The 13965-nt window shown below is 46.4% G+C and carries 18 protein-coding genes; 5 read left to right on the top strand and 13 right to left on the bottom strand.

All coding sequences use genetic code 11. The features are described from left to right. Positions 1 to 34 precede the first annotated feature (34 nt). The 10 genes from L6466_RS04190 to L6466_RS04145 all read right to left on the bottom strand — a co-directional run bounded on the left by L6466_RS04190 (position 35) and on the right by L6466_RS04145 (position 8363). Positions 35 to 622 (bottom strand): 3'-5' exoribonuclease domain-containing protein, encoded by a 588-nt coding sequence (locus L6466_RS04190; RefSeq protein WP_091819095.1) that lies wholly within the window; start codon positions 620 to 622, stop codon positions 35 to 37. Between the two features lie 40 nt (positions 623 to 662). After that, entirely contained in the window at positions 663 to 932 is a 270-nt protein-coding gene (locus tag L6466_RS04185) for a DUF1294 domain-containing protein (protein ID WP_237801983.1), read from the bottom strand. 174 nt (positions 933 to 1106) lie between these two features. Next, entirely contained in the window at positions 1107 to 2729 is a 1623-nt protein-coding gene (locus L6466_RS04180; protein ID WP_237801984.1) for a hypothetical protein, read from the bottom strand. Further along, on the bottom strand, positions 2729 to 3757 hold the full coding sequence (locus tag L6466_RS04175) for an HlyD family secretion protein (RefSeq protein WP_237801985.1): 1029 nt from the start codon (positions 3755 to 3757) through the stop codon (positions 2729 to 2731). Before L6466_RS04175 ends, L6466_RS04180 begins: the two co-directional genes overlap by 1 nt. A gap of 4 nt (positions 3758 to 3761) precedes the next feature. Next, positions 3762 to 5144, bottom strand: a complete 1383-nt coding sequence (locus tag L6466_RS04170; protein WP_431356507.1) for a TolC family protein — start codon at positions 5142 to 5144, stop codon at positions 3762 to 3764. 347 nt (positions 5145 to 5491) lie between these two features. Beyond that, positions 5492 to 6049, bottom strand: a complete 558-nt coding sequence (locus L6466_RS04165) for a sugar O-acetyltransferase (RefSeq protein ID WP_091852740.1) — start codon at positions 6047 to 6049, stop codon at positions 5492 to 5494. Beyond that, entirely contained in the window at positions 6046 to 6540 is a 495-nt protein-coding gene (locus L6466_RS04160) for a NimIJ family nitroimidazole resistance protein (protein WP_237801987.1), read from the bottom strand. Before L6466_RS04160 ends, L6466_RS04165 begins: the two co-directional genes overlap by 4 nt. A 376-nt stretch (positions 6541 to 6916) precedes the next feature. Then, positions 6917 to 7153, bottom strand: coding sequence for a hypothetical protein (locus L6466_RS04155; protein ID WP_237793233.1), 237 nt, complete (start codon positions 7151 to 7153; stop codon positions 6917 to 6919). 204 nt (positions 7154 to 7357) lie between these two features. After that, positions 7358 to 7963, bottom strand: coding sequence for a GNAT family N-acetyltransferase (locus L6466_RS04150; protein ID WP_028908272.1), 606 nt, complete (start codon positions 7961 to 7963; stop codon positions 7358 to 7360). Positions 7964 to 8018: 55 nt separating this feature from the next. Then, positions 8019 to 8363 (bottom strand): winged helix-turn-helix transcriptional regulator, encoded by a 345-nt coding sequence (locus L6466_RS04145; RefSeq protein ID WP_237801988.1) that lies wholly within the window; start codon positions 8361 to 8363, stop codon positions 8019 to 8021. A 308-nt stretch (positions 8364 to 8671) separates the two neighbouring features. Between L6466_RS04145 and L6466_RS04140 the strand changes: the two genes are divergently transcribed. The 5 genes from L6466_RS04140 to L6466_RS04120 all read left to right on the top strand — a co-directional run bounded on the left by L6466_RS04140 (position 8672) and on the right by L6466_RS04120 (position 12607). Next, positions 8672 to 9127 carry a cupin domain-containing protein gene (locus L6466_RS04140; RefSeq protein ID WP_091818607.1) on the top strand — a complete coding sequence of 152 codons (456 nt, stop codon included), beginning with the start codon at positions 8672 to 8674 and terminating at the stop codon, positions 9125 to 9127. A 5-nt stretch (positions 9128 to 9132) separates the two neighbouring features. Next, positions 9133 to 9582 (top strand): pyridoxamine 5'-phosphate oxidase family protein, encoded by a 450-nt coding sequence (locus L6466_RS04135; protein WP_237801989.1) that lies wholly within the window; start codon positions 9133 to 9135, stop codon positions 9580 to 9582. Positions 9583 to 9889: 307 nt separating this feature from the next. Further along, on the top strand, positions 9890 to 10294 hold the full coding sequence (locus L6466_RS04130) for a NifB/NifX family molybdenum-iron cluster-binding protein (RefSeq protein ID WP_237793237.1): 405 nt from the start codon (positions 9890 to 9892) through the stop codon (positions 10292 to 10294). 6 nt (positions 10295 to 10300) lie between these two features. Beyond that, a complete protein-coding gene (locus L6466_RS04125; protein WP_237801990.1) occupies positions 10301 to 11098 on the top strand; it encodes an MBL fold metallo-hydrolase in 798 nt (265 codons plus the stop codon). A gap of 396 nt (positions 11099 to 11494) precedes the next feature. Further along, the gene (locus L6466_RS04120) at positions 11495 to 12607 is read left to right on the top strand and encodes an IS110 family RNA-guided transposase (RefSeq protein WP_237801991.1); all 1113 of its coding nucleotides are present in this window, start codon (positions 11495 to 11497) and stop codon (positions 12605 to 12607) included. A 367-nt stretch (positions 12608 to 12974) separates the two neighbouring features. Here L6466_RS04120 and L6466_RS04115 read toward each other — a convergent pair whose 3' ends face one another. The 3 genes from L6466_RS04115 to L6466_RS04105 form a co-directional block, all read right to left on the bottom strand. After that, on the bottom strand, positions 12975 to 13139 hold the full coding sequence (locus L6466_RS04115; RefSeq protein WP_237801992.1) for a hypothetical protein: 165 nt from the start codon (positions 13137 to 13139) through the stop codon (positions 12975 to 12977). Positions 13140 to 13142: 3 nt separating this feature from the next. Continuing rightward, positions 13143 to 13538 carry a ferritin family protein gene (locus L6466_RS04110; protein ID WP_237813083.1) on the bottom strand — a complete coding sequence of 132 codons (396 nt, stop codon included), beginning with the start codon at positions 13536 to 13538 and terminating at the stop codon, positions 13143 to 13145. A gap of 159 nt (positions 13539 to 13697) precedes the next feature. Further along, positions 13698 to 13844, bottom strand: a complete 147-nt coding sequence (locus L6466_RS04105) for a hypothetical protein (protein ID WP_237801994.1) — start codon at positions 13842 to 13844, stop codon at positions 13698 to 13700. Positions 13845 to 13965: the final 121 nt, after the last annotated feature.

Below are 13965 nucleotides of genomic sequence, written 5' to 3'. Positions count from 1 at the left end.
GGTTTTATTGGAGCAAGCCCAGTGGCTAAGTTTGCTATAAGATGTATAGCGCTATGGCAGCACAAGCTTCAGCATCGGCCAAAGCGTGGTGATGATTTTTAAGGTCGTAGCCGCAAGCAGCAGCAACGGTGTGGAGCTGATGATTGGGCAACATATGACCGAACTGGCGGCGTGAGGCTGTGAGGGTATCGTAAAAGCGATAATCGGGATAGTCCATCTGATAGACCTTAAAAACCGCTTTCAGGCACCCTTCGTCAAAGCGAGCATTATGGGCTACAAAAGGAATTGACGCAATCTGGTAGCGAAGATTATTGATTGTCTGTTGGCCAGAAAAAAGTCCGACATCTGATTGTTTGCTGCCATCGGTGCACAAGAAAATATCTGCGATGCGTTCTTCCAATTCCTCCCATACTTTTGAGAATACTGGAGCATCGTCTGTATCACATTGGCTCAGCCCATGCACCTGCTGACACCAATAGCTGTAGTAGTTTGGCTCGGGCTGGATAAGACTATAGAAACTGTCAGCAACCTGCCCATTACGCACCATGACTACTCCTACAGAGCAGACACTCGACGGCTGCTGATTGGCCGTTTCAAAATCGATGGCAATAAAGTCGCGAATCATATCTTCATATATTTAACCTTCGGTCGATGATAGCCTTCTATATCCATTTTAACAGATAGCCAAATATTATAATATGGATCATGAGAATTGCAGGAATGCCATACTTAAACTTCTTATGCATCGTCTTATGGCGCCATACTCTCATACCCAGCCATGCGCCAATACTTCCTCCGATAACGGCAAGCAACAGTAAGGTAGCCTCAGAAATGCGCCACTTACCCTGTCTGGCCTGCCATTTATCTATGCCATAAACAAAGAAAGTCAGCACGTTTACACATACAAAATAATATAGCAATAATTCCATCATCCGTCATATGTTTGCAGAGCTACCTGTTTTTGCTGCAAAGTTACTTTTTTTTCCTGAAAAACTACCATTTTCGCCGTAAAATCACCATTTTTGTAGCAAATCAATGTCAGCGTAACATTCATTTTTATTCCTCCACAGTCGCTCAGGCAGCTGTGGAGGAATAGTTACACTGTTCTATTTTTTCCTAGCCAGATACTCTATCGCCAACACCGGCCATAGGGGCACTTTGCGTATGTTGGTTCTCACAGCGGGAATATCGCACAACAAGAAGATGGACGACAGGAGCAGGGCAAACCAGATGACGTAGCCATAGACCTGCTTGATGGCCACAAGCATCATGGTGTGCAGATAACTGTCGCCCATGAACGCCCCGAAATCAAATTGTGAGAGGTCGAGGTTTGTGAGCGTCAGTTGGCGACCGTAGTTCATCATGTCCTCATTCAGGAAATGCGAGAAGATGGTGGTATAGAAACCATAGCCCATAGCGCCACCAAGATACATGTGCAGGATGTTGAACACGAACAGTCCCATGAAAAACATCTCAAGACTGGGAACCGACTCGTCTAAAGCCCACATCAGGGTTGGTGCAAGAACGCCATAACCAAAGCCGCGGAGCATGATGGCCAGCCGGTATTGCTCGATGTTCACCGCCATACCTACCGTGGAATACATCAGCAAGGCGTAAGCGCTGATGGACAGGAAAGCGGTGCCTATCAGTTTCCATACCTTCCACTTCTGAACCTTCAGCCAGTAGAGGTCGAACGCTATACCCAGGAACATGCCTGGCAATGCCCACATGTATTGACTCTCCTTGGTGAGTTCTTCCAGTCCGACGACCTCAGTGTAGAGTATCTCCTCCAGTGTATGCTCGGCACCGAAAGCCAGTTCTGCCAATATGGTAACGATGAGTATGGGTACCACGTTGCGACATTTCAGCAGGCGAAGCTCTACGTATGGATAGCGATTATGAATCAGTCGGTAAAGGGTGAGTCCTGCAAAGATGAGCGTAAAAGCTCCCAGCACTCTGATGTGCTGACTGGCAAACCATCTGTAGTGATCACCATAGACAAAGATATACGAGAACAGAAGCATCGTGACGCAGATGAGTAAAGCTCCCTGCCAGTCGGTCCCCTTCAGCGAGAACCTGTTGGGCATAGGGCAGAACGGACGACACAGAACAATCTGTGTCAGCAGCACGAACGACATGGTGCCTACAGTAAAAGCGTGCATCATCTGCCAGGTAAAATGATGCCCCATCCAAGCAGCAAGCCATCCCCCACCCTCGATGGCGGTGAGAAGGATGATGTGGAGCACAGGGAAGAACACGGCAAAGTCACGCTTTGGCGTAATCCACAACTGGATGTTGCTCATACACTCGAATGTTCCTTGAATCTTGGCAATGCCTGCAATGAAACATGCCACAACGAGTACAGGCATCGACTGACTATACATCGTGATGATGTTACAGATGCCCATCACGATGGCCGAGGTGCACAGCAACTGCTGATTGGTGAAGCGAAACTTCATCCTGAACAGCATCGGGAACCACACGGCCATGCCTGCCAGCGTGGCATAGAGCAGAAACATCACATCCTCAATCATGAAGTTGGTGGTGCCACGAATCTCATCGAGAGCACCCAGATAGATACCTCCTGAGAATTGGAAGCACAGCGCCGTCAGGACGTAAATCCAAGGCTGCAACCTGCGTGGCACCCACCCTTTCATCATCGGCATAGCGAACCCCATGCCTGCTGGTGGCGGTGGTGCCTTCATCAGAAATTCAGTCAGTTTTCCCATTACTCTTCTACCTTACAAACCACGTTATAACCACCATGCAACTTCTTCATCTCATCGCATGCATCAATCCGCACACGTACCGTCACACGCTGCTCTACCTTGACGAAATTGCCTGTGGCATTGTCGATAGGAATCAACGAGAACGCACTACCTGTGGCGTCGCTGATGCGCTCTACCACACCTGAATATTCCACATCAGGAACGGCATCGGCAGTAAAGCGCACCTTATCACCCACCTTGATATTTGGCATCTGCGACTCCTGATAGTTGGCCTCCACCCATTTCTCATGCTTATCGACGATGCTCACCATTGTCTGACCGGGATTGACCAACTGTCCCACATGAATATCCTTGCTGCCCACCACACCATCACAAGTGGCTATGATGTAGCAATACGACAGGTTCAACCGAGCTATCTCCACCTGTGCACGTGCCAGTTCGATGGCAGCTTCTGATGCTGAAAGATGATGCCCTTGCTCAGCCACAACGGCCGTCTGCGTAGAGCGTGAACGGACTGCCTGCTCATAGCCGGCTTTGGCACTCAGATAACTCGTGTGGACATTGTCATACTGCTGCTGTGTAACGGCATCTTGCTCTAACAGTTTCTGAAAACGCGCATCCTCCTTCTTCGCATTCTCCATCTGCACACGGGCTGCGTCGATGCTGGCATCGGTCACGCTGATACTGGTCTTCGTGGTTTGGATACTGCTTGCCGTACCCTGAGAACCGCGCTCAGCACGGGTAAGGTCTGCTTCTGCCTGAGCCAGACGCAAACGGAACTCGGCATCCTCAATGACAACAAGTGTATCGCCCTTCTTCACCTCCTGAAATTCATTGAAGCGCACCTCACGGATAAAACCCTGCACACGACAGTTCTGGGGTACGATATTCTGGCATACACGTGCATTATCCGTCACTTCGCCACCACCGAAATGCATAAACTGACTAGCTGCATAAACGGCACCGCATACGATGCAGAGTATCACAATCGCATTATAAATATAGGTCGTTATCTTATTCTTTTCCATCTTATTATAGGGTATTTGTTATATATTTAAGTTTGAAATAATTGTAAAGCATGTTGATGCGCGCATTGACTAGCGCCATATCGGCAGAGAGCTTCATGTTCGAGGCATCAAGCATATCGGTGAGCAGAGCCAGGTCGTTGTCGTAACGGTTCTTCACCACCGCATAGTTCTGGTTGGCCAGTTCCACCTGTTTCTCCTGTGTGTTAACCTCTACCGAGCTGGTCAGCAGATTGGTATAGCAGGCCTGTACACCATTCTCTATGCCTTCGCGTGCCAACTGCACTCGCTCGCGTGCTTGGATGTTTTCATGCTTCGCCTTACGGATAGCATGCTTGTTCTTCCAGAGACTTGACAGATTGTATTTCACGCCAATGCCTACAAACCACACGTTGACGTTGGCATCCTTTGGAATCAGGTCGGAGGTATAAGGACCCGCGAGGTTGTTTTCAGCCACCACAGCCACAGATGGTCTCGAGGCCGCACGCGTGTTTCTGATCTTCTGTTCTGATATCTCTGTGGCAAGTGAAGCCTGACGAATGTCTATGCTGTTTTCAGCTGCAGTCTGTTGCCACAACTCTTCTGAGGTGAGGGCTTTGAGTGCTATGCCTTCCTCTTCGAGCGACTGCGTATCTACCTCAAAATCCTCACCTTCAGGCAGGTGGATGGCTGTGCTCATCTGATGACGGATAATCTTCTGCGCATCATCAAGCTGGGTCTTTGTAAGCAGAAGACTCTGCAGTTGCAGTTCGTATCGCGTCAGGTCGTTCTTCAACACCGTCCCCTGCGCTCTGCGCGCTTTCATCTGTTCGATTACCTTCTCAGTCAGTTCAATGTTCTTCGCTATCACCTGCTGCTGGTTCTGCAGTTTGTAGAGGTCGAGGTAGAAACCAGTCAGCAGGAAACGTACCTCCTGACGATTCTTCTCCACATCAAGCTCTGCCAATTGATGCCCCAACTTTGCCATTTCAATGCCTGAGCGGATGGCACCACCAGCATAGATGACCTGACTCGCCTGGGCTGTAAAGCTGTTGCCCCAATGTGGTGTGGGCTGCTTGCCATTCTGCACCTGTTGAGGACCCAATCCCGGAACAATATACTCCGTGGTGCCACTGGTAGAGAAACCTCTTGACATCAGGAAAGCATTGCCCGTGTAAGAGCCTTGCAAGTTGAATTCAACACTTGGCAGCATGGCTGATTTTGCCGATACGACCCCTTCTTCTGCAGCCTTCAATGCCACTTCACTCACCTTGATGCGCTGATTCTGACGGTCAGCCAGGTCAAAAAGCGACTGAAGACTCATCTTGTGCTGTGCATACGTAGGTACACAGCAACCTGCTCCGACTATCATCGAGACTGTCAGAGCACAAAAATACTTGTGACTACTCATTAAAAAGAATTTTTTCCTCTTATAATTCATTACTCGTACTAAAAATATTCCTTCCCTCGGAAATACGAATAATGAACCTTCATGGTTCGGACAAACCTCCCGTTTGCCACAATGCGCTACAAACCTCTCGGATTAGGGAACAAATCCAGAGAAGAATTTCGAGCACTATTAATTGCGAAATCCTAAAAACGGCTGCAAAGGTACAAAAAAAACGTTAAATACAATACGTTTTCCATCTTAAAAAATCGAAAAAGTGATGCTCTGTAGCGTTCGTAAAATCGACTTTTTTTAGGCATTCACCACCGTTCGAATCTCATCTTGCGTGCGCCATATGGAATCGTAGTCAGTCATCTTACTATCTTTACTACTTTGCAGGGGTTGCCTACTGCAATGGAGTTCGAAGGAATATCTTTCGTCACTACACTACCTGCACCTATGGTCACGTTGTCACCAATTGTCACACCAGGCAGGATGGTCACACTGCCACCAATCCATACATTATTGCCAATGGTGACTGGTTCTGCCCACTCTCTACGGCTGTTGCGCTCCACGGGGTCTGTACTATGGCAGGCCGTGTAGATGCTTACATTAGGGCCGATAAAACAGTCATCTCCAATGGTGACACGTGCTTCGTCGAGCACGGTGAAGTTGAAGTTGGCAAAGAACCGCTTGCCCACACTAATCTGCTTGCCATAGTCGCAATAGAAGGGCTGGTTAATCAGAATATTGTCATCAGCGATGTGTCCTAAGAGACCTTTCAGGATCTCCCTTGCCTCCTCCTTCTCCGACGGGCGCAACAGGTTATAGTCATGGATTATCTCCTTCACTTCCGTCAGTTCTTCTATCAGCTGCGGGTCAACAGCGGAATAAATTTCGCCCGCCAACATCTTCTCTTTTTCTGTCATATATTTCTTTGTCTTACCAATTCAATTGCCTCCTTGCCCGTCAAATGCTCGATGTCAAAGCGTATCATTAGCATACGGGCGAAGCCACTCTCTATTTCCTTTTGCAGGTTCTCCTCATCGTTTGGATTGTAGCGGTTGCCAAGCATTCGGGCTGTTTCCAACTTCTCCTGTTCATCCTCGATGATATGGATTCTGCCAAATGCTATCACGCTACGGAAGAAGGTAGTATACTTCTTCGGTTGCACATCATCCTGCTCAATAACACAGAAGGAAGCCTTTTCACACTTGCGGATGGCATCAACCTTATGGCCAGCCAAAGCACTATGGAAGTATAGTTTCCCATCATGATAGACATAGCTGATAGGAACAGCATACGGATAATCATTATCACCTAGCAAAGCCAGAGTTCCTGCCGTAGCTTTCTCCAAAATGGCAATGCTTTCTTCTTCTGCAAGCTGCTGGCGCTTGCGTCTCATTTCTCTAAATTCCATATACCACAATTTTATGGCTGCAAATTTACAAATTTTCTAGCAGAATAAGGATGCTGGAGGGGAAAATCCCCCGAATCTTTAGGACTTTACCCCTATCGTTTTAGAGTTTATCCTTTGCAAATCAGCAGGAAAATGCCGTACTTTGCACCGTGAACATTTGAAGACCCTTGATAAGGGGCTGGCGTAAGCCGGGGATTAATTACAATTTAAAGTATAGGAGATAAAGATATGAAGAAGACTTCAGGCCACTTCGGAGGACGCAGATAAAAGCACACGTTTTGCCTTTATATATGCCTTCAAAAAAGGACACGGGGAATTCTCAGAAATGGGAGTTCTTGCGTCCTTTTAGTAGCAAGCGACAAGTCGATTACCCTTTTTACATGTAAAACACGAACTTTGTTCCCTTCGAGCCTACACCGTCATAGTCTGCCGGAACTGGAAACTGATTGATAAGCGCATCGGCATCTTCCTCCTCCAGACACTTGGTAATCTCCAGCTCAATGGCCATCCGTCGTTCATTATAGATCAGATTCCAGATACATTCACCCAGAACGGCATTTACTACCGTTCTTATCTCGTCCTGAGTGCGCCAAATGGAATCGAAGTCAGTCATTGTTCTGAAAGCGTAAGAAATCGGTTAATGTTGTATTTCAATTCCTCCAAGTCAATGAACTGAGATCCACGATATACTTCCTTGCCATCCATCAGAAGCAATACCGTAGGGCCTGAATAGACTAGGAATCTACCTGCAATCAAAGGTTCTTCGGTGATATCTGTATAGAAAGAAAGAACAGGTTGATTATTATAACGCCAGCTTTCATTTGCTCTCTGATGATATGCCCTTCTTATAGATATACGTGGTATAGCCAGGAGCGTAGGAGTCATAGACCTCGCTGAGGAACTGACCTACCAGTGTGAAACCATGTTGTGGGTAGTATTCGTGGGTGCAACTGGTGTCGGTCCAAAGGTATAGATGCCTCAGGTCTCTGTGCAGGAACTCATCCATCATTTCCTGCAGCAACAGTTTCCCACAGCCTTTCTGATTGCTGATGAAGAGCGATAGTTTCACTTCGCCGTCACTCATGCACTGCACCGTTTTTCCGTCAACCTCCAGCATATAGTCGGCCAATAGACGGAAACGTTCAAGCTCATGGTCGGTCATCTGTGCCTCAATGTTCTCGCGCCATTGGCTGACATCTGCCTTGTCGTCATGGAAGTTGGCAAACAGCACCCCATGAATCACGCCATCATCGCCCACGGCCTTCAAGGCAAGCGAGGGATTGCTATAGTTATAGCGAAGGATATACTCTGCCACTGCATCGATAAACCACTGCCGTTCGTCGGCATAAAAATCGCCCCATGCACCAGCAGCCAGTGGTGCTGCTTTAGCAAAGTCATCATTCGTGAATTTCTCTATTTTCATTTCTATTATTGCCTCATGCTTTATTAAGTTATGTAATACTCTGAAAGTTACAATGTTAATCTGTTACCACTTCAGAGAAATGCTGCTTTCCCCAGGCTATCAGAGCCGTAAGTGCAGGCATCAGCGATTTGCCTGTGTCTGTCAGGGAATACTCCACTCGGGGTGGAACCTCCGGATAGACCTCACGATGAACAAGGTGACTCTGCTCCAGGTTCTTCAGTGTCTGCGAGAGCATCTTCTGAGAACAATCAGACATCAGCTTACGGATTTCATTAAAACGCAAAACGCCTGTCTCGCTTTTATAAAGCATATAGAGAACGAGCATCGACCACTTGTCGCCAAAGCGACTGACAACGTGCCTGATAGGACAGGCTAAATACTCAGCTTTAATATCTGCCATAATTCATGATTTTAATGCAAAAGTAAAAAATAGTTACTGAATTACCAAATTATACTTAGTTAATCTAAGTTAACGCCACTTTCGCAGAAGTCTGATAACATCCCAATTCCTACTTTTTGGTAACTATCCCACCCAAAAGTGCCTTCTTGTGGGAATGAAATAATCGCCGTACCTTTGCGCCCAGTTAAGAACTGGTCGCGATGATGCTCACGCTCGGCAGAGCTCAAACGAGTTTGGCTCTGCTCTCGCTTAATCGCATCATTGTCAGCGTCAAAACGAAAAAATAACATTTTAAACGAATAAGAATTATGAAACAGATTGAAACAATTAAGAGTGGTAAGAATTTCAGCGCAGTAAGCGTAGGTAAGATGAGTGAGATTATCGAGCATGTGCTTCCGATGGGACCGAACGTAACCATTCAAGGTAAGGTTTTCGCAGGTCAGGCCGTAGGTGCTACAGGAAGCGAGTTCTCGTTCCAGACACTCGTTCCAGGTCAGGACAGTGGTTTCTTGCATACCCACAAGACTCATGAGGAACTATACTTCATCTTGAAGGGCGAAGGCCAGTATCAGGTGGATGGTGAGATCTTCCCTGTCAGCGAGGGCACCATTATCCGCGTCGCTCCTGATGGCAAGCGTGCGCTGAAGAACACCGGCAGCGAGAACCTGACTATGCTCTGCATCCAGTACAAGGCCAATGCCTTCACCGAGGCTGACAGTCCCATGACTGATGGTGTCATCCTGCAGGAAGAACTGAAATGGTAAGCGAGATGTTCGACAAAGCAATTCAGTTTCTGAAAGACCACAAAGAGATTGCCCTTGCCACGTGCGAGGGCAATCTTCCTAAGTTGCGCATCTTCCAGATTATGAAGCAGGAAGGGCATGTGCTCTACTTTGCCACTTCTGACCAGAAGGCAGTCTATCGGGAGTTGCGTCAGAATCCCAATGTTGAGATACTGGCTTATGCTGATAACATCTCTGTTAGATGTTCAGGCATGGTAAACTTCAATGTAGAGGATGATGTAAAGCGATGGATATATGATAATAATGATGTTCTCTCGCGTCTCTACAATAGCTACGACCAGTTGGAATACTTCTGTCTCCCTATCGCTGACCTCGACTATTTCGACCTCAGTCCAACGCCCCCTGTCAACCTGCATTTCGACCTAATGGCAGGCGAAATTGCTAATGGTTTCGTGGGTGAGCGCTTTTGCAAATAATCAATTCGGGTGTTTTTCCTATTCAGGTTTAGGGAAAACACCCTTTCAGTTTAGGATGTATCCTTTCCAACCTGGGCAGAAGTTGATATGCCCGCTCGACCTATGGTCGCTTGCCAGAGCAAGAACGCCAGAACTTTCCCAAGAACGAATTGGGCTTCTGATCATATTTAGCCTTCAATTTGCACTTTTCACAATTATCTGCCATATTGATAAATCCTAAAGTATTGTAAAGTTGGATGCAAATGTACAAATAATCAATTAGAAATCAGTACCTTTGCAGTGAAAATTAGTATGTTTTGTGAACATTATGATGAAGAAAATAGCTATTCCTACACGTGAAGATATGGTTGATGACCATTTTGGTCATTGTGCTTATTATACAGTTATAACCCTCGATGATGAGAATCAGGTGCAGAATACAGAACGCCTGGATTCACCAGAGGGATGTGGATGCAAGTCAAATATCGCATCTGTCATGCAGGAAATGGGCATTACCCTGATGCTCGCCGGCAACATGGGTATGGGAGCCTATAACAAACTGTCAGCCCATGGCATCACAGTTATTAGAGGCTGCCATGGCAAGGTGGATGATGTGCTCAAGTCATACCAGAACGGCGAGCTGCGGGACTCACTGGAATCCTGCGACCATCATGACTGCAGCCACCATGAAGCCAAGCCTGTGTACATGATTTCCAAGTTTGGAAAGAAATAAGGAAGAATGAAGTGGACTGTACTATCAGATAATCGAAGCAGGGATGGCCGACTCTCTACAGAGCATGGCCTGTCAATCCTTTTGCAAGCCCAGCGGCACAAGATCCTGCTTGATACTGGAGCAAGTGACGTGTTTATCAAGAATGCAGAGCAGTTGGGCATAGATCTATGCGATGTTGACTATGTTTTCATTTCTCATGGTCACAGCGACCATGCTGGAGGCTTGCGATACTTCTTGGAGCATAATCAAAAGGCTAAAGTCATCGTCTCACCTAATGCAATGAGTGGTACATTTTACTCAAAGCGAGGGAATCTGCATAGCATTACTACGGAGTGGCCAGAGTTAGACACTGACAGGCTTATCTCGATAGACCAGACCTGTGAGATAGCAAAAGGTCTTCACGCCATTGCTCATATACCTCAGAATCATATAATACCCAAGGGCAATCAGAATCTCTACGTGCAGGATGTCAATGGAGACTTTGTCCTCGATGATTTTCGTCATGAGCTAGCCCTGTATATCGATGGTCTGCTATTTACAGGTTGTGCTCATAGTGGTCTGGAGAATATCCTGTCCGCATGTCCATGGCCCGTTCATACCGTTGTAGGTGGCTTCCATTTACTTGATGGTATGGAACCAGAGGAAGAAATACAGGCCTTGGCACACAGGCTGAAAGAAAAGTATCCTAAAACGCTGTTCTATACAAGCCATTGTACAGGTGACAATGTGCTTGAGGTAATGAAGGGCGTGATGGGAGAACAGCTACAGTCCTTCAGATGTGGAACATTGAACGAAATGGTATGAGCAGGATTGAGCGAGAGAAGCAGACTGTCCGCAAGATGATAGAACTGTATAGATTGCCAGGGGACTGGTATCTCTTACCTTTGCATCCGATTATAGAGATTGTTCCATTTTCATGAAATAATTCTTGCAGATGGATGCAATACGGTTTAAGTTTTGTAGCTTTGCTAGAGATTTATGCCGTTGAGGGTGAGAAGGCTGGTACCTAGATAAGCATCGGCTATATCGTATGGCAGGATAAGCTTCCACCCTCATTTTTCAGATCTTTGGAGCCAGGACAAAGTATCAGAGGACATCGCTCAGGTATGGCAGGGGATGATTCAGAGTATATACAAGAGGAAAGGCGGTGAGGATTTGAGGCTATAATCATCAACATTATTAACTTAAAATTCAAACCGTATGAAACCGAATTTCGAACCTGGCAAGTGGTTTATGCAGTGCGTGGGAATCGACATTGCAAAGGGTACGTTCACGGCCTGCCTGTGTATGTATGAGTTCGATCAGGGATGCTCTACCGCCCCTGTAGTGTTTAACAACGACAAGACTGGTTTCAACCAGTTCGTCAAATGGAGTCGTAAGGAGGCTCTGAAGGGCTATCCTTTGCGCTATGTGATGGAACCCACTGGTGTCTATTATGAGCAGCTGGCAGCTCATCTGAGTAAACTCGGCCTGGACGTCTGTGTTGTGTTGCCTAATAAGGCCCGTGAGTTTGCTAAGTACGAAGGCATCCTTACAAAGACCGATGACATGGATGCCTATACTCTTGGGATGCTTGGGTGTTTGGACAAGCGCCTCAAACCTTGGGCACCGCCATCTCCTATCTATAGGGAACTGCGACAGATGACGCGTTTCGTGGCCGACATCAACAAGGTCAAGACACAGTTGAGGAACCATCTGGAGGCACTCGCACACAGCGAGATAGCGGAGAAGAGCATCGTCAAGCACTATAACAAACTTATCAACGAGATAGACAAACAGCTGGACAGTAATCAGAAGGCCATCCGCGAGAAGATCAAGCAGGAGCCCGGACTGTCAGAGCGTATTGACCGTATCACAACCATCAACGGCATAGGGTTTATGACTGTAGTTGCCGTGGTTGCAGAGACTAATGGCTTTGCGTTGATAACAAATCGTAAGCAGTTAGCCAGATATGCAGGGCTTGACGTTCCTGCACATCAGTCAGGACCTGTTGACCCTAAGCGCCACATCTCAAAGCAGGGCAACGTACACATCAGAACGGCACTCTATTTCCCTGCCATTGTCAGCACTCAGTGTAATCCTCAGATGAAAGATTTCTATGGGCGCCTATGTGACAGGAATACACAGTCGAAAATGATTGGAGTAACAGCCACTATGCGCAAGCTACTACTGCTCATATACAGCCTTTGGAAAAGTGGAGAGAAGTATGACCCGACACGTGACAAGCCTGCATGTAATAGGCAAAAGAAAGAGGCTGAAACCACTGAAGGCCAGCCTCACGGGATAGATGTTGGAACATTGGCTGAAGAATAGCCGCAGAACGCAGTCTTCCCTTGATGGCTGCAAAGTTAATCAAATCCTTTTAAATAACAAAGAAATAATCATAAAACATAGCACACTGCTGAGGAGAGCCAGTGCGGCTGCACCCGTAAACATCAGAAAAACATCGCCGCAGACGATAAACGCCATACACTGATTGTTGTTATGGAACTCGCTAAGCATTGAATCTTACATCACAGCAGAGCCCTGTCGCAATTTACATTGAAAACAGGGCATGAATGCTGCGTGTAAATGCAATCAATAGACAAGGATTGTTAAAATGTCTCACTTTTAATCCAAAAAGTTTGGTATTTAAAACAGTATCTGCCATCTTTGAGAATCTGCATCGGATACATTTTCCTTATTTGTTGTTTTCCTTGATTACAGGCATTTCCGCTGCTTTCCAGGCGATGATACCTCCTATTAGGTTCACACACTTATATCCCACGCCAGCCAGTCGTCCGGCAGTTAAACCAAGTAAAGCCACAAAAAAAGCCATCAGTTTTCTCATATACTTCTTTATCATTATTTATCCATTTGTTAATAGTCCCATCACCACATCACCATGCCGTCTCTCGTCTTTCTTCACGCTCTCCATCTCAGGGAAGCGTTCCACATAGGGTCTGTATTTCGCTATGGCAGCATACTCACCTTTAGCTATCAACCTATAAAGTCTTTTACGTCCCAAAATGGTATAAAGCAGCGGCATGATACGAGCCATTGTCTTCTTTGGTTTCAACACCTGATTCGTTATACCTTTCAGCACTGCTGCATGACGTCCCTCATCGGCAGCCAGTTGAAGAAAGACTTGAGCCTCCTTCTCATCCTTCACTTTTTCAGCAAGGGCCTTGTACATCAATACAGCATCCAGTTCTCCCTGTTGTGACTTCAGGAGAAATTTCATTTCATTGTCTGTTAGTTTCATTAGTTGGATAATCTTTGCAATTAAAATATATTCAATTTGTTTGCAAAGGTAAGTACATTAATTTATATCGTAAGCGATTTATTGAAAACTTTAAGAGAGTTTAACGACAAGCGAGAAGCATTAACTTGATTTCGAAGACCTTTCCCTCGCAGTTCTTCCTTAACGGCGAAATACCAGATGCATCTCACCAATTAGTCGCACCAAGTCATCCCAGGGAATCTGTTCTTCCTTGGGGAATGCCGTCTCGTAGAGCTGTTTCAATTGCCCATCGTTAGCGTTCTCTGTAGATATCTGTTTCTGAATCAAATCCTAATAATTCTCAAGTCTTGGAGCAGCGAGCGCCAACATGCTTGCATGATTGGCCGAGTCGTGACGAGACTCAACTTTTGTTAAATCTTGGCACAAAGATAGCAATAATTCTTCATTT

It is taken from the genome of Prevotella communis (genome assembly GCF_022024175.1).
Classification (GTDB): Bacteria; Bacteroidota; Bacteroidia; order Bacteroidales; family Bacteroidaceae; genus Prevotella; species Prevotella communis.
The sequence above is the reverse complement of the archived record's forward strand: the minus strand, read 5'-3'. Positions and strand labels throughout refer to the sequence as shown.

Bases quoted from the DNA above. Each gene is read 5' to 3' on its own strand.
- L6466_RS04185 (WP_237801983.1), bottom strand. From the start codon at position 932: ATGATGGAATTATTGCTATATTATTTTGTATGTGTAAACGTGCTGACT.
- L6466_RS04180 (WP_237801984.1), bottom strand. From the start codon at position 2,729: ATGGGAAAACTGACTGAATTTCTGATGAAGGCACCACCGCCACCAGCA.
- L6466_RS04175 (WP_237801985.1), bottom strand. From the start codon at position 3,757: ATGGAAAAGAATAAGATAACGACCTATATTTATAATGCGATTGTGATA.
- L6466_RS04170 (WP_431356507.1), bottom strand. From the start codon at position 5,144: ATGAGTAGTCACAAGTATTTTTGTGCTCTGACAGTCTCGATGATAGTC.
- L6466_RS04165 (WP_091852740.1), bottom strand. From the start codon at position 6,049: ATGACAGAAAAAGAGAAGATGTTGGCGGGCGAAATTTATTCCGCTGTT.
- L6466_RS04160 (WP_237801987.1), bottom strand. From the start codon at position 6,540: ATGGAATTTAGAGAAATGAGACGCAAGCGCCAGCAGCTTGCAGAAGAA.
- L6466_RS04155 (WP_237793233.1), bottom strand. From the start codon at position 7,153: ATGACTGACTTCGATTCCATTTGGCGCACTCAGGACGAGATAAGAACG.
- L6466_RS04150 (WP_028908272.1), bottom strand. From the start codon at position 7,963: ATGAAAATAGAGAAATTCACGAATGATGACTTTGCTAAAGCAGCACCA.
- L6466_RS04145 (WP_237801988.1), bottom strand. From the start codon at position 8,363: ATGGCAGATATTAAAGCTGAGTATTTAGCCTGTCCTATCAGGCACGTT.
- L6466_RS04140 (WP_091818607.1), top strand. From the start codon at position 8,672: ATGAAACAGATTGAAACAATTAAGAGTGGTAAGAATTTCAGCGCAGTA.
- L6466_RS04135 (WP_237801989.1), top strand. From the start codon at position 9,133: ATGTTCGACAAAGCAATTCAGTTTCTGAAAGACCACAAAGAGATTGCC.
- L6466_RS04130 (WP_237793237.1), top strand. From the start codon at position 9,890: ATGATGAAGAAAATAGCTATTCCTACACGTGAAGATATGGTTGATGAC.
- L6466_RS04125 (WP_237801990.1), top strand. From the start codon at position 10,301: ATGAAGTGGACTGTACTATCAGATAATCGAAGCAGGGATGGCCGACTC.
- L6466_RS04120 (WP_237801991.1), top strand. From the start codon at position 11,495: ATGAAACCGAATTTCGAACCTGGCAAGTGGTTTATGCAGTGCGTGGGA.
- L6466_RS04115 (WP_237801992.1), bottom strand. From the start codon at position 13,139: ATGATAAAGAAGTATATGAGAAAACTGATGGCTTTTTTTGTGGCTTTA.
- L6466_RS04110 (WP_237813083.1), bottom strand. From the start codon at position 13,538: ATGAAACTAACAGACAATGAAATGAAATTTCTCCTGAAGTCACAACAG.